Raw genomic sequence first — 26,122 nt, 5'->3', positions numbered from 1 at the left:
GGCCATTGCGATACGCAAAACGCCACGCCACAGGAGACAAGCAGAATGATACAAATGCGTGAGACTCTTAGATTCATGAGTTCAAATAGGCTCGATGCGAAGGAAGACGACACCGTGCAGACGCCAGACGCCCTGATGCAACAGGTCGCGCTGGGGCACGAATCCGCCTTCGAGTTGCTCTACGACGCCATGGCATCCCGGGTTTTCGGACTGGTTTTGCGGGTGCTCAGGGACAATGCGCAGAGCGAAGAGGTCACTCAGGAAGTATTCGTCGAGGCGTGGCAACAGGCACGGCGCTTTGATCCAGTGCGTGGCAGCGCGGCTTCCTGGCTGCTGACCATTGCCCATCGCCGGGCGGTGGATCGGGTCCGTTCCAGCCAAGCGAGCCAGGACCGGGATTTGCGCATTGGAATCAAGGAATTCCAGGACAGCTACGACGATGTGGAAGAAAACGCCATCTTGCATGATGAGTCCCTCCGCGTAGCCCAGGCGTTGCAGCGTCTCACCCAGGCCCAGCGCGAAGCCATACATCTTGCATACTTTGGCGGGTATACGCACATGGAAGTCGCGGAGCTGCTGAAGATCCCGGTGGGAACAGCTAAAACGCGAATACGCGACGGAATGAACAAACTTCGAGAACTGATGGGAGTAGCGTGATGGATAAGCATGAGAATGAGCTGGCCAACAGCTTCGCCCTGGACGCTCTGGGAGACAAAGAGCGCGAAGAGCTCCTGCACGGCCAAGCGCCTTCCCCGCAAGCACGCGGGGAACTGGACGCCCTGCAGGAAACCGCTGGGCTGCTCGGCCTTGCGGCCGCGCCCGTCGCTCCCCCGGCACGGCTCAAGAACAGCGTCATGGACGCCATTCGCCAAACCAAGCAGCTGGAACCGGTTGAGGATATTTCCTCCGTCGCGGACAGCACGTCAGCAGCGGATTCCTCTCCGGCGGCTGAACAGGAATCCGAGCCCTCTGATCCACCGGCCTCAGTTGAACATGGCGGGGGCCGCGGAACTCAACGGTTCTTCGCCCTGGCCGCCGGCGTCCTGCTGTTGGCTGCGGTAGCTCTGGGCGGCTTGGCCATCAACCAGAATTCCGAGCAGCGCGAACTGGAAAGCCAGATGGCAGCCATGGCTGCTCATCAAGAAGAGCTGGCCAGGATCATCAGCGCCCCCGACACGCAGTCCAAGACGCAGACCCTGGAAGACGGTGCCCGGATCACCCTTTCCTACTCGGCGGGTGAAGGGCTCATGGCGGTGTCGACCTCCGGGATGCCGAGCCTGCCCAGCGACAAGGGGTACGAGCTGTGGCTGATTTCTTCTGACGGAGCGGTTTCGGCAGGAATGCTTGACGGCAGCAATGCCAACGGCATGATGCTGGTTTCCGACCCCATGAAGGGAATGACCCATTTCGGGATCTCCGTGGAGCCAGCGACGGGCTCACCCGCCCCGACCACAGATCCGATCATGGTCCAGTCTCTCTGATCCGGCAGGAATTCTTGTAGCCGAATCCAATCCATTTCATTGGCTGTTCCGAAAACACTGTGAGTGGTTGTTCCCCTGCACACCGCAGGGGAACATGGATCGCAACGCATGAGGTGAGTAGCAGTGGGTATTCCGAAGAAGGCCAGCAGCAAGGTTCTTGTTTTTCACGCAATTGCCGGGTTCTGTTCGGCAGCAGTCATGTTTGCCGTTGCACAGTTTGCCTCGGCGTTCGTCAGCAGCGCTTCCTCGCCGTTCTTCGCGCTGGGCTCGGCCATCATCGATTTGACTCCGCCATGGCTCAAGGACTTCGCCATCGCGACCTTCGGCACCAATGACAAGCTCGCCTTGTTCGTCTCCATCGGCATCGTGGCAACACTGCTGGCTGCCCTGATCGGAGTGCTGGCCAAACGGAGCTTTGCCTGGGCCTGCACCGTCATCGTGGCCCTCGCCGTCGTGTTGGGCAGCGCTGTGGCAGCTCGTGCGTCAACCGGCATCCTCGATATTGTTCCGACAGTGCTCGGTGCCATTGCCGGCATCGGGATTCTGCGTTGGCTTACCAATCTGGCCGGGTCCGCGGCCCCGGGAGTGCCAGCCGGTGCAAGCTCCCACAACAATGCCCCTGACACTGGCACCAGCCGCAGGAACTTCCTGCTGGGCTCGGCTGCGTCGCTTGCTGCTGCGGCCCTGGCCACCGGCGTTTCCACGTCGTTGTCGGCAACCCGCAATATGGCTGCCGCTGCCCGCAAGGCGCTGCGGCTGCCAGCGGCCCGCACAAAGGTCAAGGATCTGCCCCCAGGCGTCCAGATTGACGAGCCCGGCATGCCGCGCTTCATCACTCCCAACCCGGATTTCTACCGGATCGACACCGCGCTGTCGGTACCCCAGATTGACCCATCCCAGTGGTCCCTGCGCATCCACGGCATGGTGGAGAACGAATTCACGCTGAACTTCGACGAGCTGATGGGCGAAGAACTCGTGGAAACCTATCTCACGTTGACCTGCGTTTCCAACCCTGTGGGCGGCGACTTGGTCGGCAATGCCAAGTGGCTGGGCTATCCGCTGCGCAAGCTCTTGGAGCGGGCAGCTCCGCAAGCCGGAGCCGACATGGTCCTGTCCACCTCCCATGACGGATTTAGTGCATCCACGCCACTGGAAGTCCTCACCGATGACCGGATGGCCTTGCTGGCCGTGGGCATGAACGGCGAGCCATTGCCGTTCGAGCACGGCTTCCCGGTGCGCATGGTGGTTCCCGGACTCTACGGCTACGTCTCGGCCACTAAATGGGTGATCGATTTGGAAGTGACGAGGTTCCAGGACAAAACGGCCTACTGGACCACGCGCGGATGGTCAGAACGCGGCCCCATCAAGATGTCCTCGCGGATCGATACCCCGCGGCCCTTTGCCAAGGTCCCTTCGGGAGAGGTTGTGCTTGGCGGAACAGCCTGGGCCCAGACCCGGGGCATTTCGCGGGTACAGGTGCAGATCGATGACGGCCCGTGGGAAGATGCGCAACTGGCCGACGAGGCCACCGTGGATACCTGGCGGCAGTGGCGCCATGTCTGGTCCGGGGCACGCCCCGGAATGCACACTGGCCGGGTGCGGGCCTATGACGCATCCGGAGAACTGCAGACCAGCGACAGGGCCAATCCAGCCCCCAATGGTGCCAGCGGCTGGCATCAGGTGCAATTCTCGGTGGAATGACCCCGCCGATATTCAGGGTCTTTCCGCCAGCGCCAGCAGCCTGTGGTCTTCGCTAGGCTTCGGACGGACGACGAGCGAGCCACTTTTCACGGGCCAAGGCAACGCCTGGTCCTTGCAGCAGTTCCCAGCGCGGTGCCCGTCCGGCGCGCAACATGACCAGTTCGGCAATGGGACCGGAGATCTCCTCGCCGCTTCTCTGGCTGTAATCTGTGTCAGTTGCGCTCATGCGCAGGGATTTGAGCATGGGGCGGCTTCCGAACAAAAGTCCCGTGTGCGCTAACCGGTGTGCGACCTCCACTGCGGCTTCCAGAGGCATGTCGTGCTCAATGGACAAGGGGCGAACGATGTCCTGGAAATGCACCAAGGAATCGGTCAGGGTTTCGCGCATGCTCACCACGGCCGGTCCGCGAGGCACCGTTGCAAAGCGATCGAACTGGCTGAGTATGGATGCCGCCCCAGCCCGTCCACGCCGCTGCCCGTCATGCAGCGTCGTCCCGTTGTGGCCGTAGCGCAGCATCTGCGGCATCAGTTTCAGGATGGCGACGGGGCCCAGCTGCGGAGCACTGATCATGTGAGCGGCCACGTCCTGCACCGTCCACCCGACGCAAAGTGATGGCGTCGACCATTGCCCGGGATCCAGACTGCGCAGAATTCCTGCAAGCTGCAATCGCTGCTCAATGACGGTTTCCCAGACCTGCCCCTTGTTCATCACTCACGCACCTTCCAAAGTAGTCAGTGACTCTGACTAAATAGTCAGCTATTCTGACTACTATGTCAATGGAATCGCCCCAGGAAATTTCGGTTGGAACGCTTTTATTCATTGCGCAACGGGCTTTCGAAGAAGAAATCGTCACGACTCTGCACGAACAGGGATTCGAGTTCACCCTGGCTCAGGCCAGGCTGGGCGCGCGCATAGCCGAGAACGGCAGTCGGCTGACCGACCTAGCCGACGCCGCTGGCATTACGAAACAAAGCGCCGCCTACCTGCTCAAGGAACTGGAGCACGCGGAACTGATTGAAAGGCATCCAGATCCTACTGATGCTCGCTCGCAACGAGTACTGCTGACCGATCGGGGCCATGCCGCCCAGCGGGCCGCTCGCGGTATTGAACGAGGCATCGAGCACCGCTGGTCGCAGCTGATCGGCGCCGCAGACTTCGCGCACTTGAAGAGAATCCTGGGAAGCTTGCGCCCGCACCTGGATCGGCATCAGCCAGAGGCAGACTAGGATTCCACGTGCTGCAGGAGTACTGCGCTGGCCGGCCAATTCCCCTGCACCCGGGATCAATTGCCCTTTGCTTGCCCGGTGTTCTTGAAGCACCCGAGGCTCGCCCCAGCGCCTTGGCCACGTGGACCAGGTCGCCGCGGAAGCACCACTTCGCGTGGCGGGCTATTGGCTGCGCAGCGCCTTGATGACCTTCTCGACCCGGCGCGTTCTGGTGTCCTCGCCGCGGGCTGCCACGATGGGATCCACGTGGCCTCGCTGCTTGCTGTAGGACAGCTTGTTCCAGGCTTCAAGGAGCTCTGGCTCTGCGGAAAGCAGCACGGCCAGCGGTTCAGGTACTTCGACGGTCCGCGGCTCTTCGTCCAGTTCGAGGTTGACCCTGACGTCGTCGCCCGCCCCTTTGCCCGTGGCCGCCCTGGTTTCAGCGTTGAAGGAAATAAGGAACTGCCCGTGCATGGAAGAAATGCTGTTCCGGTAGGTGTAGTCCCCGTCAATGCACACAACGACCGGGACGCGTTTGCCACGGCCGAATCCGAGCACGATGTCATCGGGAACGACGATGCCCACGTTGTTCCCGCCAGTGGCGCTGAGCGTTGTAGTGAATTCTGGCATGTGCGGCACCTTTGGTCGGATCCGGCGGTTTCTGACCACGCTATCCCACGGCCTGCCCGGCGACCAGCCCCTTTCCGGGATTCCCGCTTCGCTATGCGGGGAACCGGGATTAAAGCACAACGCCCCGGCCAGCACGCGATGCGTGTTGTCCGGGGCGGCTGCTCGGGAAGGGTCCAGCGCAGAAGCCCTTAGGCTTCTTCGGCGTCCTCGTCCTTCTTGTATGGGTCCTGGTCACCGGCGAAGTCCTTGCCTTCGCGCAGCGCCGCAACCTCGGCGTCCTTTTCGCGGGCCTTGGCCAGCAGCTCCTCCAGATGCGAGGCACCCTCGGGGATTTCGTCAGCAACGAAAGCCAGCGTCGGGGTCAGGCGAATGGTCAGATTGCGGCCCAATTCCTTGCGCAGTGCACCGCCACGCTTCTCGAGCATGGCAGCGACGTCTTTCTTCATCTCGTCATCGCCGAAGACTGTGTAGTACACCGTGGCGTGCTGCAGGTCGTTGGTGACGCGGGCGTCGGTCACGGTGACATTGTCGATGCGCTCGTCCTTGATGACATTGCGCAGCGACTGGGCCATGAGGACCTGCACGCGCTTGGCCAGGCGTGCGGCGCGGGCTGAATCAGCCATGGTTTTCTCCTAATGGTTCAAAACTCGTGGGCGCTTGACCAAAGCCTATCGGTCAAACGCCCACGAATCAGTGAGTCACACTGCTAATTGCTGGTGAGCAATTAGTCGCGTGGCTTTTCGCGCATCTCGAAGGTCTCGATGATGTCGCCTTCCTTGATGTCGTTGAACGACCCCAGGCCGATACCGCATTCGAAGCCCTCGCGGACCTCGGTGACATCGTCCTTTTCGCGGCGCAGCGAGTCAATCGACAGGTTGTCGCCCACGACGTTGCCGTCGCGTACCAGGCGTGCCTTGGAATTGCGCTTGATGCTGCCCGAGCGGATGATCGAACCGGCAATGTTGCCGAACTTCGAGGAACGGAAAACCATGCGGATCTCGGCGGTACCGAGGGCCACTTCTTCGTATTCCGGCTTGAGCATGCCCTTGAGCGCAGCTTCGATGTCGTCGATTGCGGAGTAGATGACCGAGTAGAAGCGCATATCCACGCCTTCTTTGTCAGCCAGTTCAGACACGCGCTCGGCTGGGCGGACGTTGAAGCCAATGATGATGGCATTGTCCACGGTAGCCAGGTTGACGTCGTTCTGGGTGATAGCACCCACGCCGCGGTGGATAACGCGCAGCTGAACGTCGTCGCCGACCTCGATCTTCATCAGCGAGTCTTCCAGTGCTTCGACAGCACCGGAAGCGTCACCCTTCAGGATCAGGTTCAGGGTATCGATCTTGCCATCTGCAACGGCCTTGTCGAAGTCTTCCAGCGTGATGCGCTTGCGGCGCTTGGCCAGCATGGCGTTGCGCTCTGCGGTTTCGCGCTTGTCAGCGATCTGACGGGCGGTGCGCTCGTCTTCGGTGATCAGGAAGCCGTCACCGGCGCGAGGCACCGAGGACATGCCCAGGACCTGAACCGGACGCGAAGGCAGTGCCACGTCCAGGTTCTCGCCGTTTTCATTGAACATTGCACGCACGCGGCCGTGGGCGGTGCCCACCACCATGGTGTCGCCAACGCACAGGGTACCGGACTGAACCAGAACGGTAACCACCGAGCCGCGGCCCTTGTCCAGGTTCGCTTCAATGGCTACACCACGAGCGGACTTGTCCGGGTTGGCCTTCAGTTCCAGCACGTCGGAAGTCAGCAGGACGGCGTCGAGCAGATCGTCGATACCCTGCTTCTGCAGTGCCGAAACCTTCACGAACATGGTGTCGCCACCGTATTCCTCGGGAACCAGGCCGTACTCGGTCAGCTGGCCCATGACCTTGTCAGGGTTGGCGCCTTCCTTGTCGATCTTGTTCACTGCGACGATGATCGGCACGCCAGCAGCCTGTGCGTGGTTCAGTGCTTCCACGGTCTGCGGCATAACGCCGTCGTCCGCTGCAACAACCAGCACGGCCACGTCGGTGACCTCGGCACCACGGGCACGCATGGCGGTGAACGCCTCGTGGCCCGGGGTATCGATGAAGGTCATCGCGCGATCGCGGCCCTCATGGATGTGGTTGATCTGGTAGGCACCGATGTGCTGGGTGATGCCGCCGTGCTCGCCCTCGATAACGTTCGACTTGCGGATAGCATCCAGCAGTCGGGTCTTACCGTGGTCGACGTGGCCCATGATGGTGATGACCGGGGCGCGCTCTTCGAGCACGTCTTCGCCTTCAGCCTCAAGTTCGGCATCCAGATCCAGGCCGAAGCCTTCGAGCAGTTCCTTGTCCTCGTCCTCCGGGGAGACGACCGAAACCTTGTAGCCCAGCTCTTCGCCGAGCACTTCGAAGGTTGCCTCGTCCAGGGACTGGGTGGCCGTAGCCATTTCGCCGAGGTGGAACAGCACGGTGACCAGTGCTGCCGGGTTGGCGCCGATCTTGTCAGCGAAGTCGGTGATCGAAGCACCGCGACGCAAACGGATCTCGGTGTCGCCGGTACCGCGAGGTACGTTCACACCGCCCAGGCTTGGAACACTCATCTGCTCCAATTCCTGGCGCTTTGCGCGCTTGGACTTGCGCTGCTTGCCGCGACCGGCGCCTCCCTTGCCGAAAGCGCCGCCAACGCCACCGCGACCACGTGGTGCACCTGGGCGGAAGCCGCCACCGGTACCGCCGCCGCCGTTGCCGCCGCCACCTGGGCGACCGCGTCCACCGCCACCGGCACCTGGACGTCCGCCACCGGCTGGTGCTGGACGATCAGTGCGGTTAGGCATCATGCGCGGGGTGGCAGTGGTTCCAGCGCCAGCGCCTGCGCCTGGACGTGGACCGCCGGCACCTGCACCAGCTGGACGTGGACCACCCTGGCCGGCTGGGCGTGGGCCGCCCTGGCCTGCTGGACGCGGGCTGCGCTGGCCGTCGCGTGCTGGACGTGGACCGCCCTGTGCATCACGTGGTGGACGTGGACCGCCCTGGCCCTGTCCTGCTGGACGCGGGCCGCGCTGGCCGTCACGCGGTGGACGCGGGCCACCCTGGCCGCCTTCGCCGCGCATTCCCTGCTGGGAGGAGAACGGGTTGTTGCCTGGGCGTGGGCCACTTGGGCGCGGGGCGCCCGGACGTGGTGCACGGTTGCCATCGCGATTCTGGCCACGACGTTCGCCGGAGTCAGTCGAACGCATGCCCTGCTGGGATGAGAACGGGTTGTTGCCTGGACGTGGTGCCCCTGGCTTTGGTGCTGGCTTGCTGCCTGGCTTTGGTGCTGCGCCAGGCAGTGGTGCACCCGGGGTAGCCTTGGCTGCCGGTGCCGCCGGTGCTGCAGGGGCGGCCGGCTGGGCCGGTGCCGGGGTTGCTGCTGCTGGCTTGGCAGCAGGCTTTGCTGCAGAGCTTGCAGCTGGCTTGGAAGCCGGCTTTGGCGCACCCGGGGTTGCCGGCTTTGCGGATGCCGGCTTGGCAGCTGCCGCATTGTTGGAACCTGGGAAAGCATCGCGCAGCTTGCGCGCTACTGGAGGTTCAACGGTCGAGGATGCCGAGCGAACGAATTCGCCCATGTCCTGCAATTTGGTTAGTGCTTCTTTTGAAGTGATTCCGAGCTCTTTGGCGAGCTCGTGAACGCGGGGTTTAGCCACATCTCTCCTGTATTGATGTGATCTGCTCAAACCCCGGCTTCAAAGAAAAATCTTTAATCAGGAGGTCTGGCAAATCAGCTGTGTAATTCGTGAAATTCTTCCGTCGCACGGTGGATCACGCAGAACTGATAATTCATCGTTGTGCGCTCAACATTGCCGACTCATCGGGTTGCCATCAGATTTCTGACCCGCTTTCATCATGTTTGCCAGATTGCTGGCGTGCTGCCAGCTGATCTTCGTATGCAGCGAATTCCTGCACAACCTGCGAATCGTCCACGGCGGACCGGAAGGTCCTCGCGAACGCCTTTCGCTGTACAGCTTGCCGCACACACTTTTCTGAACCGTGGGTCCAGGTTCCTCGCCCAAAGGCAGAACCCTGCAGATCCAGGCTCACCACACGCGGTGATGCGCCTTCCTTGAGAACCCAACGGAGCAGCTCGTTTTTACCGGTAACAGTTCGACAGCCAATGCACGTTCGTTGCTGATGCAGCTTCATGCGAGCGCCGTCGCCACCTTCCCTAGTTATGCGAGCCAACTACTAGTCTAGCGCGTTTGGCAGCCATAGCGCGCATGAGTTGTGGCTCACACAGCGCCAGGCGGCCGGACGCTCGACTAGCTTTTCCTGGAACAGCAGCTTTAGAGCTGTGGCTCCTTGCCACCGGAGGCCGCCAGGATGTCAATGCGCCAGCCGGTCAGCTTGGCGGCCAGGCGGGCGTTCTGCCCTTCCTTGCCGATAGCCAGCGACAGCTGGGAGTCGGGAACCACGACGCGGGCACGGCGTTCGGCCTCATCCAGGATCTCTACCGAGACAACCTTGGACGGCGACAGGGCCGCTGCGATGAACTTCGCTGGATCCTCGTTGTAGTCAACGATGTCGATCTTCTCGTCGTTCAGCTCGTTCATCACGGCGCGCACTCGGGTGCCCATTTCGCCAATGCAAGCGCCCTTGGCGTTAACGCCAGGCTTGGTGGCCTGCACGGCGATCTTGGTGCGGTGTCCGGCCTCGCGTGCCAGCGCCTCGACAACAACGGTGCCGTCGGCGATTTCTGGAACTTCCATTTCGAACAGCAGTCGCACCATGCCCGGGTGCGAACGCGACAGCGTCACTGCCGGACCCTTGTTGCCGCGCTCGGCGGAAACCACGAAGGCACGAAGGCGATTGCCGTGAATGTACTTCTCGCCTGGGGACTGCTCTACCGGTGGCAGCAGCGCCTCAAGGTCGCCGATCTTCACCTGCACCATATGCGCCGAGTAGCCCTGCTGGATCACGCCGGAGATCAAGGTGCCCACGCGTGCGGAGAATTCCCCGACGACCTGTGCATCCTCGGCTTCGCGCAGTCGCTGCATGATGACCTGGCGTGCGGTCGAGGCGGCAATGCGGCCAAAACCGTGTGGAGTGTCATCGAATTCGCCGAGCAGAACACCAGCGTTGTCGCGGTCCTCCACCATGATGGCTACATGGCCGGTGCTGCGCTCAATGTGGGCGCGAGCCCCCGGCATGGCGCCTTCGGTCTTGTTGTAGGCCAGCAGCAACGCCGACTCGATGGTCGGAATCAGGACATCCATGGGGATGTCGCGGTCTTTTTCCAGAATGCGCAGTGCGTTGAGATCAATATCCACGCTTAGCCCTCCAAATCTTCAGAATCAACGGTGTCTAATAGTGCGTCATCGAAGTTCAGTTCTGGATCGACAACAGCTTTACGGATATTTTCAAAAGCCTGGAGGGCCGGGTCAAGAACCTTGGTCTTCATGCCTTTTTTGGCCGGCTCGCGGTGCTCGGCAACCAGGACATCATCATCGTTGACTTCAAGCAGGCGTCCGCGAAGCTTGGTTCCATCGCTGAGCGAGATTTTGACCATGCGGTTGATGGCTCGCACCCAGTGGCGATGCGCCGTCAGCGGGCGGGAGAGGCCAGGCGAGCTCACTTCAAGCTCATATGGATCTGCAGATGCGTAGGCAGCATCTTTGTCCAGTGCATTGGAGATGGTGGTGGTAACTTCACCGAGTTCATCGAGATTCACCGAATCGCGGCCGTCGGCCTTGTCGACGATGATCTGAACGATCATCTGCTTGCCGGAGGGGCGCAAAGCGACTTCTTCTAAGAGAAGCCCGTGGGATTCTACTTCCTTGGAAAGCAATGCAGTCAGTCGCTGCGCTTCCTGTTCGGTATCGGCCGGCATTCCGGTCATGGATATCCTCCCACGCTATTCGATGTTGTCCTTTAAGCCTATAGTGCCTTTCGCCCGTTGAGAACTGCCAAACCGTCTCAGGTGAAAGAACTCACGCACTTTTTCTTTCAGTGGTGGCGCGCAACACCACTATTGCCTGAAATCACCGGCCGATCATGGCATGATCGAATCGCTATGACTGAAAATTCTCCTCATAATTCCCGCCGCAGGAAGACAACAGCGCACCGCGCACCGGGCTGGATCGCTCCTGCGCTGGCTGGCGCAGTGGCGGTTGCCGTGACGTGGGGAATCGGCAGTACCTTGTTCCACGGCGCATTGGTCGATCACGGACTGCCGGAACAAGTCAAAGATGCATCCGACGACGAACGCACCATGTGGGTTCAAGGTGCCGCGTTGGCCGATCTGGCCGCGCGGGCCAACAAGCTGGCCGAACTGGCCCAAGGCCAGGAATCCGAAGCACTCGCAATTCTGGGAACCTCTTTGTCCCAGGGCGCTGCCCTGCTTGGCGAATTGCAATTCGAAGAAGAGTCTCCCGCGCCGGTTGCGCAAAGCTACTCCCCCGAACTGGTTAAAGCCCTGGTGCAGGACGTAGCGAATTTCTCCGCTTCGATGCCCGCTTTTGAGGATCCCTCCATGGAACGCAATGAGTTGCTCGCGCAGATCGCGTTCCAAACGAACTTTGACGCGCGCGATGCCTTGCAGGCCCTCGGCGAGAAAGACACTCCCAAACTCGCCAAGCCCCTGAGCAGATCAGCAGACGAGGGCAATTCCGATCAGGTCGGCTGCTTGCCTTCCCCCGATTTGCTTGATCCGGCCGCCAAGGCTGGTGAACCGGACGACTTTGAACCGGTCGCCGTTGCCCGCGCATTGGATCGTGGCTACGCATTGGACTTTGTCCTCCAGCTGCGCGCGGCCCGTGGCACGTCCTCGCAAGTTGACGGAATTGAAGAACGACGCACCGCGCTGGGCAAGCAGCTAAACAGCCTGCGATCGGTGGTTGACCAGAAATGCGGCGATCTGCGCCAGCCAGCCTATGCCCTGCCCAAAAACGGGCTGAAGGACCTGGGCAAAGTCGTTGCCAACGCGCAAGAAGACTTTGACCGGGCTCTGGTCACCGCAGCGGGCAACGCCGATGGAGAAGCTGGGACGCGCATCGCAACGCTGGCGTATGAAGTACTCAGCGGCCCCTCGGCTGCCAATTCGGATCAGCGGATCCTGGAATCCGGAACGGGTGTCAGCTGACCCTGTGTGCATGAGGGATTCCTTTCACACTGGCACTGACGTCCGTATTACAAAATAATCACAACGGTATTTTTCTGCTTCATACATCGTGGAATGAACTGGATTAAATCCGGAGGCAATCGACCACCTTCGTGATGATCATTTGCATCTGCTCGCATATCTGGCATGACGGCAATTCCCACGTGAACGACCATGCCAATGTACGTTTTTTCATTGCACACAGGGTCGCATTCCGTATCGAATAGGACGGCGCATTGCCGGTTCATGCGAAAAATAAAAATTACGCAAATTCTCTCCAGGCATTCGCCCCTCGCAATTCATCCAATAAACAGCTATGGTGAAATCAAGTGCCGGAGGTTCGAGATTTGACTCCACCATTTAGCCAGGGAGAAACAGTCCGTATCGAGGCATCAGCGTGGGGATCCAGACACTCGTTACAACTTCGTAAACAGGAGGATGGATAATGCCAGGTCGATTTGTGCGATCAAAAATTGCGCAATTAGTCAGCGAAATCATCAGTTCAAGGCAAGGCCGCGCCCAGCTCAGCGCGCACGGTTGGGTACAGGGAATGCCCATCGTCATCGCGCAGCCAGACGAACAGCTCAGCGATGTCATGTCCCTCGTCGCCGCGCACCAGCCACCGGTATTGGTAGCCACCATCGATCCAGAGAATGGCGATCTGTGGTTCATGTATGTGTCCATCGGCTGCGTTGCCCTGCAAGTTGTAGAGCCACTGCCGCATAACACCAGCATTGGAGAGCTGTACCACTCGGCATCGCGGGCGAGTTTCTTGACGTTCCGCATTGACCAGATGACAGCCAGTTCGGTAGTTCATGCCATTGCGCCACAGCACGTCAGGCACCTCGCAGGTTATACGACCGTCGAGGCCTCTACCTCACGCACCGTCTAGAGCGGGCGCCTTCCCCGGCTCACTGTCCGGCAAAAATCATGTCTGCACCGAGCTTGACGATTAGCGCGCTGACTACGACGACAAATACGATGCGGATAAAAGCACTGCCCTTGGAAATAGCCATGCGTGCTCCAAGGTAGCCACCGATCATATTCATCACGCCCATGGCTACCCCTAGGCCGACCAGCACATGTCCGGTGGGGACGAACAAAAGCAAGGCGCCGAGATTCGTGCACAGGTTGACGATTTTGGCCTTTGCAGAGGATTGCAAGAAGTTGTAGCCAAGAACGGTCACCATGGCAATGATCAGGAAAGAGCCAGTGCCCGGGCCAACCATTCCGTCATAGCCGCCGATAATCAGGCCGATCAAGATGGCCCTGAGATAATGCTGGTGCCCGGTGTAGCGAAGGCGGGAAAGCTCTCCGGCCTTTGGCTTAAAAATCGTGAATAGCAGAACCGCAATCAATGCGGCGATAATGATCGGCTTGATTGCTTCGGATGGCAGCAACGTAGCCAGGGCCGCCCCACCAAAAGCACCGATCAGTGCTGTCAGCGCCATCGGTATCGCGGTTTTCAAGTCCGGGCTGGTCCGCCGGTAGTAGGTAATGGCACTGGTAGTGGTGCCAAAGATCGACCCCAGTTTATTGGTGGCCAGCGCTTGAACCGGGGTAATTCCGGGAAAAAGAAGCAGCGCGGGCAATTGAATGAGGCCTCCGCCGCCAACTACCGCGTCGATCCATCCGGCCCCCAAGGCTGCCAGTAAAAGCAGGGCCAAGGGCCAGAAGGATACGGGTTCACCGTTGACGGACAGGAATTCCACTATCTCTTGCACCGCGCTACTCCCCTATTCAGTTATTTTCAAGGAGCTCAGGCAGTCAGCTCTTCAACAACATCCTCGACCTTGACGTCGCGGCGTTCGCCGGTGGCCCGATCCTTGACCTCAACCACGCCATCAGCCAAGCCACGGCCAACAACGACGATAGTTGGAATCCCGATCAGTTCGGCATCCGAGAACTTCACGCCAGCCGAAAGCTTTGGACGGTCGTCAAGGATGACGTCCTGGCCCGAAGCTTCAAGCTCGGCAGCCAGCTTTTCAGCGGCCTCGAGCATCTCTGCCCCCTTGCCGGTGACAACAATGTGCACATCGGCCGGCGCAATCTGCTTAGGCCAGGCCAGACCGTTCTCATCGTGGTAAGCCTCAGCCAGGGCAGCCACAGCGCGGGTGACACCGATGCCGTAGGAACCCATGGTGACAACCTGCAGCTTGCCGTTCTGGTCCAGCACCTTCAGATCCAGTGCCTTGGCATACTTGCGGCCAAGCTGGAAGATGTGTCCCATTTCGATACCGCGCTCGGTGCGCAGCGGGCCGGAGCCATCCGGTGCCGGATCGCCTTCGAGGACGTTGACCGCTTCGATGGTTCCATCAAACGCGAAGTCGCGGCTGGCTACCAGGCCGAAGACGTGCTTGCCGTGCTCGTTGGCGCCGGTGATCCAGGTGCTGCCAGAAACCACGCGTGGATCAACCAGGTAGGTGATTCCGCCTTCGGTCTCCTTGCCCAGCAGCTGCTGGTCCAGTCCAAGAGCTGGGCCCAGGTAACCGGTGACGATCTCCGGGTGGCTCTTGAGGTCTTCAGCGGTGGCCTGCTCAACGGAAACCTCGCCGTTGATGCCCAGGGCGACACCGATGGTTGCTTCCAGACGCTTCTCGTCCACCTGGCGGTCGCCTGGCACGCCAAGAACGACCAAGTGGCGGTTGCCCTCTGGATCGATGACAGCCAGCACCACGTTCTTCAGGGTGTCCTTGGCTTCCCACGCACGATCCTGGCGAGGGCGCAGCTCATTGGCGGCCGCAACCAGGGTATCGATGGTCGGGGTGTTAGGCGTCTCGACGACTTCGAAGGCAGGAGCCGCGGTGTAGTCGATGTCGTCCGGCACCACAGTAGTGACAGCTTCAACGTTGGCCGCGTAGCCACCGGGCGAGCGGACAAAGGTGTCCTCGCCGATGGCGGTTGGGTGCAAGAACTCTTCGGACTTCGAACCGCCCATGGCACCTGCCTGGGCGAAAACAGGAACAACTTCCAGGCCAAGGCGCTGGAAAATCTTCAGGTAGGCACCGCGGTGAGCCATGTAGGCCTCGTCCAGTCCGGCATCATCAATGTTGAAGGAGTAGGAGTCCTTCATGATGAATTCGCGGCCGCGCAGCAGGCCCGCGCGCGGGCGAGCTTCGTCGCGGTACTTGTTCTGGATCTGGTAGAGGTATACCGGCAGGTCCTTGTAGGAGTTGTACAAGTCCTTGACCAGAAGGGTGAACATTTCCTCGTGGGTCGGTGCCAAGAGGTAGTCGGCTTCTTTGCGGTCCTTCAGACGGAACAGGCCATCACCGTACTCAGTCCAACGGCCGGTCTGCTCATATGGTTCGCGCGGCAGCAGCGCAGGGAAATGCACTTCCTGGCCGCCGATGGCGTTCATTTCCTCGCGCACAATAGCTTCAACACGCGCAAGGACTTTCAAACCCAGCGGCAACCAGGTGTAGATGCCCGGGGCCGCACGGCGGATATAACCGGCGCGTACCAACAGCTTGTGGCTGGCGACTTCGGCGTCAACCGGATCTTCACGCAAGGTGCGCAAGAAGGTAGTGGAAAGCTTCAAAACCACTCGGGGGCGTCCTATTCCGTCCGTCGACGACCGAAAAGTATTTTCGGTGTCGACTAGCTATGCAAAATCAATGGGTTTTCGGCCGTAAAGTCGACCGATTCCAATGCTACCGCTTCGGGCCACTTCCCAATAAATTCAAGGGCTACGAGCTGGCTCGTGTTGCGAAAAGCGCCAATAGGAATCCAGACCTGAACGATCCAAAAAACGGTTTTTCCCAGCCAGATGGCATTCGAGGGCCGCACTACCGCGATTCACGGTTAGGATGCCAGGTCTCGGCGAACGCGTCCGCCGATGCTGCAGGGGCAGTGAAGTGGCCAGTAAAACCGAAAGGCTCCCGCCGGTCCCATGAAGGAATCCGGAGAGAGCCAAACGTAGGGGGAGTTCCTACTTAGCTGCCGACTTAACTTCAGCAACAGCCTTGTTCAATTCACCCGTGAGCTTGTCCAGCACTTCTGCTTCTGGTGTGTCTCCGCCACCCGAGTAAACGACCATCACAGCATTAGCCCCGACCAGGCCCTGCATCTGGTAAGAACCGCCCGGGACCTCGGTACCGTTAACGGTCATGCTGGTCTGGGTGGCAATGGTGGTATCCGCATCAGAGCTGGCGTCAAGGACCTTGGCCGAAGCTGAAATCTCCTGGCCCGACATGGACATCGTGAACTTGTCGCAGCCCTGCAAATCCTTGCTTTCGGCCATGGACTTTGCTTGCTCAAGCTTGGTTGAATCCTCGTAGCCGAGCACCGAGTACGTCGTGGACTCCATGCCCTCGCCGGGGACGATCGCGACAGCCATGTTGGTGCCTTCAAGATCCTGCGTCCCCTGCTGTGCCACGAATTCGGCGCACTTTTCGGGGCTGATGTTCATTTGCTCAATCAATTTCTTCGATTCAGGCAATGACGCCTTAATCGTGTCGCCATCCAGAACCTGTGCCTTGGAGTTATCGCCCACTAGCGACTTGACCACCGCAGAGACCTGTTCAGCGGTCAGCGCCGCGGTTTCAGTCGACTGTTCTTGCGCAGCACCCGAACCATCGGAGCTACCCGAAGATTCGTTACCCGAGCTGCCGCAACCGCTCAAAGCGAGTGCTGCCGCCATCGGCAGCACCCAGAAAGCTTGCTTCTTCATGGTGTAATCCTCACGTTGATGGTGAAAAGCCATCTCTAGTATTACACAACACGTTCGAAATAAAACCACATACCGGAACTATTGCGCCGCTTTGATTTCATCAAACGCTTGATCTGCAAGCTCCACTGCCTGAGTCGCCAATTCTGCAGGTTGCATCGACCCCGTTTGCAAGGTGACTAGAACAAAATTGTTTCCGTCCAACGCTTGAACGGCGACCGAACTCAATGTTTGCCCACCACCGGCATCCATGATGGTCGACATGCTTAGCGATCTCTCGGCTTTGACAGCCAGCGGCAAGATCTGGCGCTGTGCCGTGACTTCTTGTCCGCCCTGTTCAATGGTGACAGTTTCGCAGTCCTCAAGATCATCCAGTGCCAGTGCATCGTGCACGTTTTTTCGTGTGGCTTCGTCAGTCAACGAAAAAATCTGCACGACTTTACCCATTTGCTCGGAGCTGCTCGTCGAAGTGGCTGCGACTGAGCCGGTCAGGTCAGTGACCGTATATTTGGCGTTGAGTTCTGCGCATTTCTCCGGCTTGATTCCGTCAGGCACCTTGGCGTTCTTGGCTGCGGAAAGCTGCGGTTGCATCTGTTCGTTGCCGATCACCTGCACCGCGGGGTCGCCTTCAAGCAATTTGGAGGCGATGTTTTCGACTTGCGCTGCGTCTAGTGTTTTACCCGTAGCCGGTTCATCAGCACTACCTTGTTGGTCCGATGGGGTCGTGGACTCGGATGAATTCGGCACCTGATCAGATGAGCCGGCGGAGCAACCAGCCAGGGCGAGCGATGTCGCCAGCGGCAATGCCCAAAATACCAATCGCTTGGTCATGAAGTTTTCCTTTGTTGTCCTTGCAGAGAAAGTTGAGAGCACGCCGCTAATTTCTCTAGGTCAGCTCGCTCAGCAATTCGTTGATCGTCGCTGCTGCGCCGTGGACTTGCTGCAGTGTTTGCCCTTGGGACGTGGGTTGCTGGATGCCGATCAACACGTTAGACGTGGCGGCACGAACCATGAGCTGTTGCTGGGTGGTTTTCCCGTCACTGCTGGTAACCACGTAGCTTTCATCTTGTTCGGCTTCAGAGTCCATTGGCTGCTTTGCCAGATGGTAGGCGAGAGATTCATTGCCCGAGGTGACAGAGTAGCGAGAGCATTGCTCATTGGCCGAGGCATTTGCGTCCCACTGCTTTTTCAAAACTTGTGGATCTTTGTAGATGGCCACAGTGAGATAGCGGTCCTCGAATTCGATGGCGCCCATCGTGGAATTCTGCAGTTGGTCCGCTACTGGCTCAGCAAAGGCAACTCCGCATTTACTCGGGTTGACCTTGACGCTTTCAATCCATTCTTGGGCCTTCGGGATAGTGGCCCGTAACTTCTTATCGGTGATGACCGCGGCATTTGCATCTGTTTTAGAGAAGTCTTCAAGAATTTTCTGCAATTGGTCAGCGTTGATCTTCACTGGCGCTTGAGGAGTCGGTTCAGGTGCAGGTTGAGCAGCGCTGCAGCTTGCCAATGTCATCGTTGCGAGGCAAAAAGCAACGGCCAGATACGACTTGAAACCATTGGCTTGGGGCACAAAATTTCCTATCCCATTTAGCTTTACTCTCTAGAGTCTAGAAGATCATCGACAAATACGACGAGATTGCGGCTAAAGTGGTCCTGCGCGTCCGCAAGTACAAGCTGCCGTTGCCTAGAACAAGATCGTTGCAAAGGTGCCAACCTGCTCAAACCCAATACGTTGATAGGTCTTCAAAGCAGGCACATTAAAATCATTCACGTACAAGCTGGCTATCGGCGCGAATTGCATGGCATAATCCACCGTTGCGCTCATATACCCAGAGGCTAAGCCGAGCCCCCGGTATTTGGGATTAACCCACACACCCTGGATCTGGACAACTTCGTCAGTCACGGTGCCCAAATCGGCTTTGAAGACGACCTCGCCGTTGTCATCGCAGTCGATGAGGGTATGTGCGTCGCGGATCAGTTGTCTGACTCGGCTTCGATAAAAACTCCCACCGTTTTCCAATGGGGAATAACCCAGTTCTTCTTCAAACATGGCGGCACTGGCTGGGAGCACCAGATCGAATTCGTGAATTCGCGCAGGACGAAGATTGTTGCGCCGGATTCCAGCGGGCTGCTGCGAAATAGTCAGCAGAGGTTGGTTCTCCCGGACATCGAAGATCTCTTGCGGGCCCTCGAGTAGTACCTCATGCATGGCCAGCACAGATTGCGCCGGGCCAAAGACGGAGGCGAAGCGCTGCCGAGATTCCAAGGCATACTGCGCATATTTCTTAGCCTCGTCCTCGGTCATGAGGGTAGGCGCCACATTGGCACCTACCCAACATGCCGATTCGAGGCCGGCGTCACCGTCGAGCCCGACGATACGGGCGTATCCATCCGGCGCAGCTGAACGGTGCAAGTTCACCTGAGAACGGGTGAAAATATTGGCGACGGGGTCGCGGTCGAGCAGCTCGATGAGCGCCGTCGTGTCACGGCGGTTCAGAGTCCGCGGCACCCTTTTGTCGCTTCGCCGGCTGTCTTTAGCTGACGGAGACCACGGGAGAACCCGAGGCAGGATTCTCGTCATCGTTCAGTCCCATTTCGTCAGCCAAACGGTTGGCTTCTTCAATCAGCGTCTCAACAATCTGGTCTTCCGGCACTGTCTTGATGACTTCGCCCTTGACAAAAATCTGGCCCTTGCCATTGCCTGAAGCCACTCCAAGATCAGCGTCGCGAGCCTCGCCGGGCCCGTTAACAACGCAGCCCATAACGGCCACACGCAATGGTGCCTTCATGCCTTCAAGGCCCTCGGTGACCTGTTCAGCCAAGGTGTAAACGTCTACCTGGGCGCGTCCGCAGGATGGGCAAGAGACGATGTCCAGCTTACGAGGACGCAGATTCAGCGATTCGAGAATCTGGTTACCGACTTTAACTTCCTCAACCGGAGGAGCGGAAAGCGAAACGCGAATAGTGTCGCCGATGCCTTTGGACAGTAGTGCACCGAAAGCAGTGGCGGACTTGATGGTTCCCTGGAACGCCGGGCCTGCTTCGGTCACGCCCAGGTGCAGTGGCCAGTCGCCGCGCTCAGCCAGTAGTTCGTAGGCACGAACCATGATGACCGGGTCGTTGTGCTTCACCGAGATCTTGAAGTCATGGAATCCGTGCTCTTCAAACAGCGATGCTTCCCAAACTGCCGATTCGACCAATGCTTCAGGCGTCGCCTTGCCGTACTTCTGCAGCAAACGCCGGTCCAGCGAACCCGCATTAACACCGATTCGAATTGAGGTGCCGTGATCCTTGGCCGCCTGGGCGATTTCCTTGACCTGGTCATCGAACTGGCGGATATTGCCCGGATTCACTCGAACGGCGCCGCAACCAGCTTCGATGGCCGCAAAGACGTACTTTGGCTGGAAGTGGATATCGGCAATGACTGGGATCTGCGACTTCATCGCAATAATGCTCAGAGCCTCCGCATCCTTATCGGTGGGGCAGGCTACACGCACGATGTCACAACCGGCAGCGGTCAGCTCAGCGATTTGCTGCAGCGTCGCGTTGATGTCGTGAGTCTTGGTGGTGGTCATCGACTGGACCGAAATCGGCGATTCAGAGCCGACCCCGACCGACCCAACCTGAAATTGGCGGGTCTTGCGACGTGGTGCGAGTACCGGCGGTGGGCCTGCCGGCATGCCTAGGCTGACCGAAGTCAATGGACGCCTCCGAGTAAATTGTGGGTAAATCTCTTAGTCCAAGTATGTCACCGTATCGAGGTGAGCGGGTACTCATGCGAGAAAGGCCACGGGGTCGCCGTGGCCTTTCTCGCAAATTCAAAGCCGTTCAGCCAGTATGCGCCTAGTTGGCTTCAGCAATTTCCTTGATGCTGTTGAGCACCGTAGTAACCTGCTCAACGACTTCAGCGTCGTCCTTCGGGTGCAGTTCGGCGAAGCGTACGACCGAGTTCGGAATGGCCAGCTTGACGTCTTCCAGAACGTTCGCGCCTGCGATGTTCAGTGCCTTGCGAGCTTCGTCCTGAGCCCATACGCCACCGTACTGGCCGAATGCGGTGCCAACAACAACGGTTGGCATACCCGAAACCGCACCAGCTCCGAACGGGCGGGACAGCCAATCAATTGCGTTCTTCAATACAGCTGGCATGGTGCCGTTGTACTCCGGGGTGACCAGCATCAGCGCGTCTGCCTCGGCTGCTGCGTCGCGCAATGCCTGGGCGGCAGCTGGAACGCCACCCTCAACGTCGGTGTCCTCGTTGTAAAAAGGGATGTTCTCCAGGCCACTGAATACGGAAACTTCCATGCCTTCAGGGGCGTTATGCGAGGTTGCTTCTGCCAACTGCTGGTTGGTCGAACCGTTACGCAGGGATCCGACGAGGGTGAGGACCTTAGTGGCCATGGGATGTACTCCTAAATCAGAAAATCAAAACAAGCTGACGCTTCATCTATTTTCAACTATCGGTGATTCCCATCAATTCCGCGAATTAAAGTGATCTAGAACACGATTGCCAATATCCTCTACTCTTGCCCCGGTTTTCTCCGAAGTTGCTTGGTGATGGATCGGCTGAATTTCGCATTCAGCCGTCTGCGTTGCGACCTTCTGGTTGGCTTGGTGGCCTTTCGCTGCGGAGCGTCCGCGGCAAGTCCCTGGTCGACAAGTCGTCCCAGCTTCTCCATGGCAATCTGCCGGTTTCGCCACTGGGACCGTTCTTCCGAAGCCGTCACCACTATGGATCCGGCGACTAGTCGAGCTGCATACTTGTCGAGCAGCCGCTGACGCTGCCATGCAGATAGCGAGCGCGATGCACTGATGGACCAAGATAATTCGACCCTGGAATCCGAAGTATTCACGTGTTGGCCACCGGGACCTGAGGAACGGGTGAAGTGCCAGGCAAGCTCGGCGGAAGGAATGCTCAAGCTGTCGTTGACGTGCAGATCCATAATTCTCCCTCCCGGATCCGTGGCGCCTGTCGCGTGATCATTTCAAAAAGTTCTTAAATTGATAAGCTCCCGCCCTTCTGCAAAAGAAGTGCGGGAGCTTAGCTCGCTGACACGCTAGGCCGAGAATTCCTGAAGCAACCCGATGACCGGGTTCCATTCGGAGATATTGGCCTGAGCAATCGCACCGACCTTGTTGAACGGATCATTGGCCAGCAGCTCGTTCAACACGGTTTCAGATTCAGCGGCAATTATCAACAAAGCGCCATCGGAAGCAGGAGTCGGTCCCGATGCCAGGACTCGGGCCGGGCCCTCGTTGACGAATCCTACGAGGTACTCGCGGTGCGCCGGACGGTGCTCATTACGCAGCTCAACTGAGTCCTCGGCGTAAACGTATTCAACAGCAAAAACAGTCATGGCTACAGCTTATTTCCCTAGGCTCAGAACAGTTGTATTGGCTTAAAGATGTCTGCGTATATTAAGAGGCCGCCCATAACCAACATGGCCACCACAACAACGTAAGTCAGTGGCAACAGCTTGACCGTGTCCACGGGCTTAACATTTTTCATCTTGAAGATCCGGGCAAACATTCGTTTGATGCCATCATAGAGGGCTCCAATCACATGTCCTCCATCCAATGGCAGCAGTGGGATCAAGTTGAATGCGAACAAGGCGAGGTTCAATCCCCCGACCAGCGAAAGCAAGGTCGCGAATTTATCGCCAACAGAAATGGAATCTTCGGCGCTGATTTCCCCGGCAATTCGTCCCACGCCAACAATTGACACAGGACCATTTGGATCACGCTGGCCGTCGCCAAACGCTGCCTGGGCCACATCCACCATGCGCTGCGGCAGGTGCAGGATGACGTTTCCAATGGTCAGCAACTGGTTGCCAATAACACCGGGCACGGCACTCAGCGGCTGCGTCAGGTCCTGCTGCAACGAGCTCATCCCAACAAACCCGACCTTGGTCATGATGTAATTGCCCTGGTCGTCGGTGAGCACATAGCCGTTGTCATCGGTAGCTGGCCGATCGGTAAGGTACGGGGTCAACGTGGTGGTGCGTTTTTGACCGTCTCGCTGGTAATCGAGCGTAATCGATTGCCCCGGGTTCACCCGGATTACGTCGGTTAGCTTGTTCCACTCGCCCTGCCCAACGGCATTGCCGTTGATGGCAGTGATGGTATCGCCTGGGCGCAGTCCAGCTTCATAGGCCGGCGCCGGAACATCCTTGTCCGTGCATTCGGTCTGCTCGGCATTCTGCGCGCTGGCGATGCACTGATACACCTCGGAGACGGTTGTCGTCGGTGTAGCCTGCCCGAAGCTGGTGAGAACAATGGCAATGACGACAAAACCGATCACCAAGTTCATTAACGGTCCGCCAAGCATTATGATCACGCGTTTGTAGACCGGAAGCTGGTAGAACAGGCGGCCTTCATCGCTCGGCCGGACATTTTCATTGGCTTGAGATCGTGCGTCGTCGACCATCTGCCCGAAGACTTTTTGGAACAGGCCCGGCTTCTTGGCTGGCTGCTCGTCTGCGGCTTCCGGGCGTGGTGGATACATGCCCACCATAGAGATGTAGCCGCCCAGCGGTAGCGCCTTGATCCCGTATTGGGTTTCCCCTCGCTTGAAAGAAACCAGTGTCTTGCCAAAGCCGATCATGTACTGCGGTACTCGCAACTTGAAGAGCTTTGCCGGGACGAGGTGCCCGATTTCGTGCAGCGCGATGGAAAGGCCCACGGCGACCACCATGAAAAGAACGCCGGCAATGAACAGAATTACGCTCATGCTTTTGCCTCCACAATCTTCGCAGCGTGCGCCCTCGCCCAGCGGTCGGTTTCCAGAACCGTCTCGACGCTGAGTGCAGCGTTCACCGGAGTGTAGTCATCAAGCACGTGCTCGATAGTTTCGACGATGTCGGTGAATCGAATCTTTCCATCGTGGAAGGCATCCACGGCAACTTCGTTGGATGCGTTGTAGACGGCCATGTGGGTACCCGAAGCCGCAGCGGCTTGCTTCGCCAATTTGACGGCCGAGAACACTTCTTCGTCCAAAGGCTCGAAGGTCCAGTTGGAGGACTTGGAGAAATCACAGGCCTTGGCGGCGCCGGCAACGCGATGCGGCCAATTGATGCCCAAGGCAATCGGCAGGCGCATATCTGGCGGAGATGCCTGGGCAATCACCGAGCCGTCAATGAATTCCACCATGGAATGAATGATTGACTGGCGGTGAACCACCGGCTCTATTCGCTCCAACGGAACGTCGAAGAGCAAATGCGCTTCGATTACTTCCAATGCCTTGTTGACCATGGTCGCTGAGTTCGTCGTCACCACGCGGCCCATGTCCCAGGTGGGGTGCGCTAGCGCCTGGGCAGGGGTCACCTCGCGCAATTGATCGTAGGTGTAACCAAAGAAAGGTCCTCCCGATGCGGTCACCAATAGTTTGGATACTTCCTCTGGCGTACCTGATCGAAGGGCCTGAGCCAAGGCCGAGTGTTCAGAATCAACGGGGGAAATTTGCCCGGGCGCAGCGATCTGCTTCACGACCTGCCCGCCGATAATCAAGGATTCCTTGTTGGCCAGAGCCAGCAGGTGTCCAGCTTCCAACGCGGCAATGGTAGGAGCCAGCCCGATGGCACCGGTGATGCCATTGAGCACCACGTCTGCTTCGCTGAACGCGGCAACTGTTGTCGCCGCCTGCGCCCCCGCAACCAGTTCTGGCTCGTAGCCGCTGACCGAGGCTTGGCTGGCTGCACGTTTTATGGCGGTTGCAAGTTCATCCACAGAGTCACTGGCACATCCAACCAATGCCGGGCGGTATTTGACCGCTTGCTGCGCGAGCAATTCCAAGTTGTATCCGCCAGAAAGGGCGGCCACCGAGAATTTTTCCGGTGCCTGGCTAATGACGTCCAAGCCTTGGGTGCCGATTGATCCTGTAGAACCGATCAGGGAGATCCTGCGGGGGTGTCCGGCCGGGGTAAAAGTTTTTTGGAAGCTCACCCATCCATTATGGTTCGTCTAACTGTGAGCGCCCAAAGCGCGCCACGCCTTGTGCATGGCATGGCGCGCTCTGCGGCAAAACTACAGCCCCAAGCTGCGGGCAATGAGCATCTGCTGAACCTGGGTTGTCCCTTCTCCGATTTCCAGGATCTTGGAGTCGCGGTAATGACGGGCCACCAGGGATTCGTTCATGAATCCATATCCACCAAAGATCTGTGTCGCGTCGCGGGCGTTGTCCATGGCAGCTTCGCTGGCAATCAGTTTGGCGTGGGCGGCCTCAATTTTAAAGTCCTTCCCAGCGAGCATTTTGGCGGCGGCTGCGTAGTAGGCCAAGCGCGCGGTATATGCACGAGAAGCCATGCGGGCAATCATGAATGAAACACCCTGGTTCTTGCCGATGACAGTGCCAAAGGTCGTGCGCGTCTTGGCATACTTGACGGCTTCATCGAGGCAGCCTTGCGCTGCGCCGGTAGCCAACGCGGCAATGGCGATGCGTCCCTCGTCCAGGATTTCAAGGAAGTAGGCATAACCGCGTCCACGCTCCCCCAAAAGATTTTCCTCGGGTACCCGCGCAGAATTAAAACTCAACGGATGGGTGTCGCTGGCGCGCCACCCCACCTTGTCGTAGGCCTTCTCGGCGGTAAACCCCTCGGTTCCCGTAGGCACGATGATGGCCGAGATTTCCTTCTTCCCTGTCGCCTCATCGACCCCCGTGACGGCCGTAGCCGTGACATGCGAGGTGATATCGGTGCCGGAGTTGGTGATGAATTCTTTTGCTCCGTCAATCACCCACTGTCCATCTTCCAGCTTTGCTTTGGTGAGCGCAGCCGAGGCATCCGAACCGGCGCCCGGTTCAGTAAGTCCAAATCCAGCAATGCGTTCGCCGGTGGCCAGCGGCTCTAGCCACTGCCGTTTTTGGGCTTCGCTGCCAAACCGGTAAATGGGCATGGCGCCAAGAGAAACGCCGGCTTCCAGGGTGATGGCTACGGACTGGTCAACCTTGCCCAGTTCTTCCAACGCGAGCGCCAGGTGGAAATAGTCGCCTCCTGAGCCGCCATATTCCTCGGAGATCGGCAGGCCGAAAAGCCCCATTTGCCCCATTTGCTTGACGATGTCATAGGGGAAGGAATGATTGGCATCATTGGCAGCGCTTTGTGGCGCGACTACTTCTTGAGCGAATTCTCGGACCATGTTGACCAGGTCTTGGTACTGTTCATCGAGTTCGAGGTTAATCATCAGGCTCTCTCTTCGTTGAGGGATGGACCGATATCGAATTACTGGATCTGCAATATGTCGATATGGGACTTTTTCTGAGACCAACGCGCGAGCGTCTTGGAAGCAAGAGTCACGGCGCGTATGGTTAATTATTATTAACTGATTACCGCCTACT

At 58.7% G+C, this 26,122-nt stretch carries 26 protein-coding genes; 6 read left to right on the top strand and 20 right to left on the bottom strand.

All coding sequences use genetic code 11. The features are described 5' to 3' along the window. The first annotated feature begins 75 nt into the window (after nucleotides 1–75). From sigK to AC6CHO_RS11195, 3 genes are all read left to right on the top strand, one after another. A complete protein-coding gene (gene sigK, locus AC6CHO_RS11205) occupies nucleotides 76–657 on the top strand; it encodes an ECF RNA polymerase sigma factor SigK (protein WP_444660455.1) in 582 nt (193 codons plus the stop codon). Then, nucleotides 657–1,481 carry an anti-sigma factor gene (locus tag AC6CHO_RS11200; protein WP_498215063.1) on the top strand — a complete coding sequence of 275 codons (825 nt, stop codon included), beginning with the start codon at nucleotides 657–659 and terminating at the stop codon, nucleotides 1,479–1,481. Before sigK ends, AC6CHO_RS11200 begins: the two co-directional genes overlap by 1 nt. Before the next feature lie 198 nt (nucleotides 1,482–1,679). Next, entirely contained in the window at nucleotides 1,680–3,182 is a 1,503-nt protein-coding gene (locus AC6CHO_RS11195) for a molybdopterin-dependent oxidoreductase (RefSeq protein WP_498215161.1), read from the top strand. A gap of 52 nt (nucleotides 3,183–3,234) precedes the next feature. Here AC6CHO_RS11195 and AC6CHO_RS11190 read toward each other — a convergent pair whose 3' ends face one another. Beyond that, nucleotides 3,235–3,891 (bottom strand): maleylpyruvate isomerase family mycothiol-dependent enzyme, encoded by a 657-nt coding sequence (locus AC6CHO_RS11190; protein WP_498215062.1) that lies wholly within the window; start codon nucleotides 3,889–3,891, stop codon nucleotides 3,235–3,237. Nucleotides 3,892–3,953: 62 nt separating this feature from the next. On the opposite strand from AC6CHO_RS11190, the gene AC6CHO_RS11185 reads away from it, so the two are divergent. After that, entirely contained in the window at nucleotides 3,954–4,409 is a 456-nt protein-coding gene (locus tag AC6CHO_RS11185; RefSeq protein ID WP_498215061.1) for a MarR family winged helix-turn-helix transcriptional regulator, read from the top strand. A 162-nt stretch (nucleotides 4,410–4,571) separates the two neighbouring features. Here AC6CHO_RS11185 and AC6CHO_RS11180 read toward each other — a convergent pair whose 3' ends face one another. From AC6CHO_RS11180 to rimP, 6 genes are all read right to left on the bottom strand, one after another. Next, nucleotides 4,572–5,018 (bottom strand): YdeI/OmpD-associated family protein, encoded by a 447-nt coding sequence (locus AC6CHO_RS11180; protein ID WP_498215060.1) that lies wholly within the window; start codon nucleotides 5,016–5,018, stop codon nucleotides 4,572–4,574. A 188-nt stretch (nucleotides 5,019–5,206) separates the two neighbouring features. Then, nucleotides 5,207–5,641, bottom strand: a complete 435-nt coding sequence (gene rbfA / locus AC6CHO_RS11175; RefSeq protein ID WP_060701059.1) for a 30S ribosome-binding factor RbfA — start codon at nucleotides 5,639–5,641, stop codon at nucleotides 5,207–5,209. A gap of 101 nt (nucleotides 5,642–5,742) precedes the next feature. Continuing rightward, nucleotides 5,743–8,673 (bottom strand): translation initiation factor IF-2, encoded by a 2,931-nt coding sequence (gene infB / locus AC6CHO_RS11170; protein ID WP_498215059.1) that lies wholly within the window; start codon nucleotides 8,671–8,673, stop codon nucleotides 5,743–5,745. A 175-nt stretch (nucleotides 8,674–8,848) separates the two neighbouring features. Further along, on the bottom strand, nucleotides 8,849–9,169 hold the full coding sequence (locus tag AC6CHO_RS11165; RefSeq protein ID WP_498215058.1) for a YlxR family protein: 321 nt from the start codon (nucleotides 9,167–9,169) through the stop codon (nucleotides 8,849–8,851). A gap of 140 nt (nucleotides 9,170–9,309) precedes the next feature. Next, nucleotides 9,310–10,293 (bottom strand): transcription termination factor NusA, encoded by a 984-nt coding sequence (gene nusA / locus AC6CHO_RS11160; protein WP_195181188.1) that lies wholly within the window; start codon nucleotides 10,291–10,293, stop codon nucleotides 9,310–9,312. Nucleotides 10,294–10,295: 2 nt separating this feature from the next. After that, on the bottom strand, nucleotides 10,296–10,862 hold the full coding sequence (gene rimP / locus AC6CHO_RS11155) for a ribosome maturation factor RimP (protein WP_498215057.1): 567 nt from the start codon (nucleotides 10,860–10,862) through the stop codon (nucleotides 10,296–10,298). A 174-nt stretch (nucleotides 10,863–11,036) separates the two neighbouring features. On the opposite strand from rimP, the gene AC6CHO_RS11150 reads away from it, so the two are divergent. After that, the gene (locus AC6CHO_RS11150; protein ID WP_498215056.1) at nucleotides 11,037–12,104 is read left to right on the top strand and encodes a hypothetical protein; all 1,068 of its coding nucleotides are present in this window, start codon (nucleotides 11,037–11,039) and stop codon (nucleotides 12,102–12,104) included. Nucleotides 12,105–12,567: 463 nt separating this feature from the next. Then, complete coding sequence (locus AC6CHO_RS11145; RefSeq protein WP_498215055.1) at nucleotides 12,568–13,014, top strand: hypothetical protein; 447 nt, start codon at nucleotides 12,568–12,570, stop codon at nucleotides 13,012–13,014. A 19-nt stretch (nucleotides 13,015–13,033) separates the two neighbouring features. Here AC6CHO_RS11145 and AC6CHO_RS11140 read toward each other — a convergent pair whose 3' ends face one another. From AC6CHO_RS11140 to AC6CHO_RS11080, 13 genes are all read right to left on the bottom strand, one after another. After that, nucleotides 13,034–13,825, bottom strand: coding sequence for a sulfite exporter TauE/SafE family protein (locus tag AC6CHO_RS11140; protein WP_060703314.1), 792 nt, complete (start codon nucleotides 13,823–13,825; stop codon nucleotides 13,034–13,036). Nucleotides 13,826–13,881: 56 nt separating this feature from the next. After that, nucleotides 13,882–15,669, bottom strand: a complete 1,788-nt coding sequence (locus AC6CHO_RS11135; protein WP_498215054.1) for a proline--tRNA ligase — start codon at nucleotides 15,667–15,669, stop codon at nucleotides 13,882–13,884. 384 nt (nucleotides 15,670–16,053) lie between these two features. Then, a complete protein-coding gene (locus AC6CHO_RS11130) occupies nucleotides 16,054–16,794 on the bottom strand; it encodes a hypothetical protein (RefSeq protein WP_498215053.1) in 741 nt (246 codons plus the stop codon). A gap of 78 nt (nucleotides 16,795–16,872) precedes the next feature. Next, nucleotides 16,873–17,622 carry a hypothetical protein gene (locus tag AC6CHO_RS11125; RefSeq protein ID WP_498215052.1) on the bottom strand — a complete coding sequence of 250 codons (750 nt, stop codon included), beginning with the start codon at nucleotides 17,620–17,622 and terminating at the stop codon, nucleotides 16,873–16,875. Between the two features lie 55 nt (nucleotides 17,623–17,677). Continuing rightward, nucleotides 17,678–18,364, bottom strand: coding sequence for a hypothetical protein (locus AC6CHO_RS11120; RefSeq protein ID WP_498215051.1), 687 nt, complete (start codon nucleotides 18,362–18,364; stop codon nucleotides 17,678–17,680). A 114-nt stretch (nucleotides 18,365–18,478) separates the two neighbouring features. Further along, entirely contained in the window at nucleotides 18,479–19,303 is an 825-nt protein-coding gene (locus AC6CHO_RS11115; protein ID WP_257746069.1) for a GNAT family N-acetyltransferase, read from the bottom strand. 25 nt (nucleotides 19,304–19,328) lie between these two features. Next, a complete protein-coding gene (ispG, locus tag AC6CHO_RS11110) occupies nucleotides 19,329–20,495 on the bottom strand; it encodes a flavodoxin-dependent (E)-4-hydroxy-3-methylbut-2-enyl-diphosphate synthase (RefSeq protein WP_060701048.1) in 1,167 nt (388 codons plus the stop codon). Nucleotides 20,496–20,637: 142 nt separating this feature from the next. After that, on the bottom strand, nucleotides 20,638–21,192 hold the full coding sequence (locus tag AC6CHO_RS11105; RefSeq protein ID WP_498215050.1) for an NAD(P)H-dependent oxidoreductase: 555 nt from the start codon (nucleotides 21,190–21,192) through the stop codon (nucleotides 20,638–20,640). A gap of 119 nt (nucleotides 21,193–21,311) precedes the next feature. Then, entirely contained in the window at nucleotides 21,312–21,734 is a 423-nt protein-coding gene (arfB, locus tag AC6CHO_RS11100) for an alternative ribosome rescue aminoacyl-tRNA hydrolase ArfB (protein WP_498215049.1), read from the bottom strand. Between the two features lie 114 nt (nucleotides 21,735–21,848). Then, nucleotides 21,849–22,148, bottom strand: coding sequence for a YciI family protein (locus AC6CHO_RS11095; RefSeq protein WP_498215048.1), 300 nt, complete (start codon nucleotides 22,146–22,148; stop codon nucleotides 21,849–21,851). A 23-nt stretch (nucleotides 22,149–22,171) separates the two neighbouring features. Next, the gene (locus AC6CHO_RS11090) at nucleotides 22,172–23,521 is read right to left on the bottom strand and encodes a M50 family metallopeptidase (protein ID WP_498215047.1); all 1,350 of its coding nucleotides are present in this window, start codon (nucleotides 23,519–23,521) and stop codon (nucleotides 22,172–22,174) included. Continuing rightward, nucleotides 23,518–24,732 (bottom strand): 1-deoxy-D-xylulose-5-phosphate reductoisomerase, encoded by a 1,215-nt coding sequence (gene dxr, locus AC6CHO_RS11085; protein WP_498215046.1) that lies wholly within the window; start codon nucleotides 24,730–24,732, stop codon nucleotides 23,518–23,520. The genes AC6CHO_RS11090 and dxr overlap by 4 nt, the downstream gene beginning before the upstream one ends. An 81-nt stretch (nucleotides 24,733–24,813) precedes the next feature. Then, a complete protein-coding gene (locus AC6CHO_RS11080) occupies nucleotides 24,814–25,968 on the bottom strand; it encodes an acyl-CoA dehydrogenase family protein (protein WP_444660473.1) in 1,155 nt (384 codons plus the stop codon). Nucleotides 25,969–26,122 lie beyond the last annotated feature (154 nt).

The organism is Glutamicibacter sp. GQ173 (genome assembly GCF_059759215.1).
Note: the sequence above shows the minus strand (reverse complement) of the source record. Positions and strands in the feature narration are given on the sequence as shown.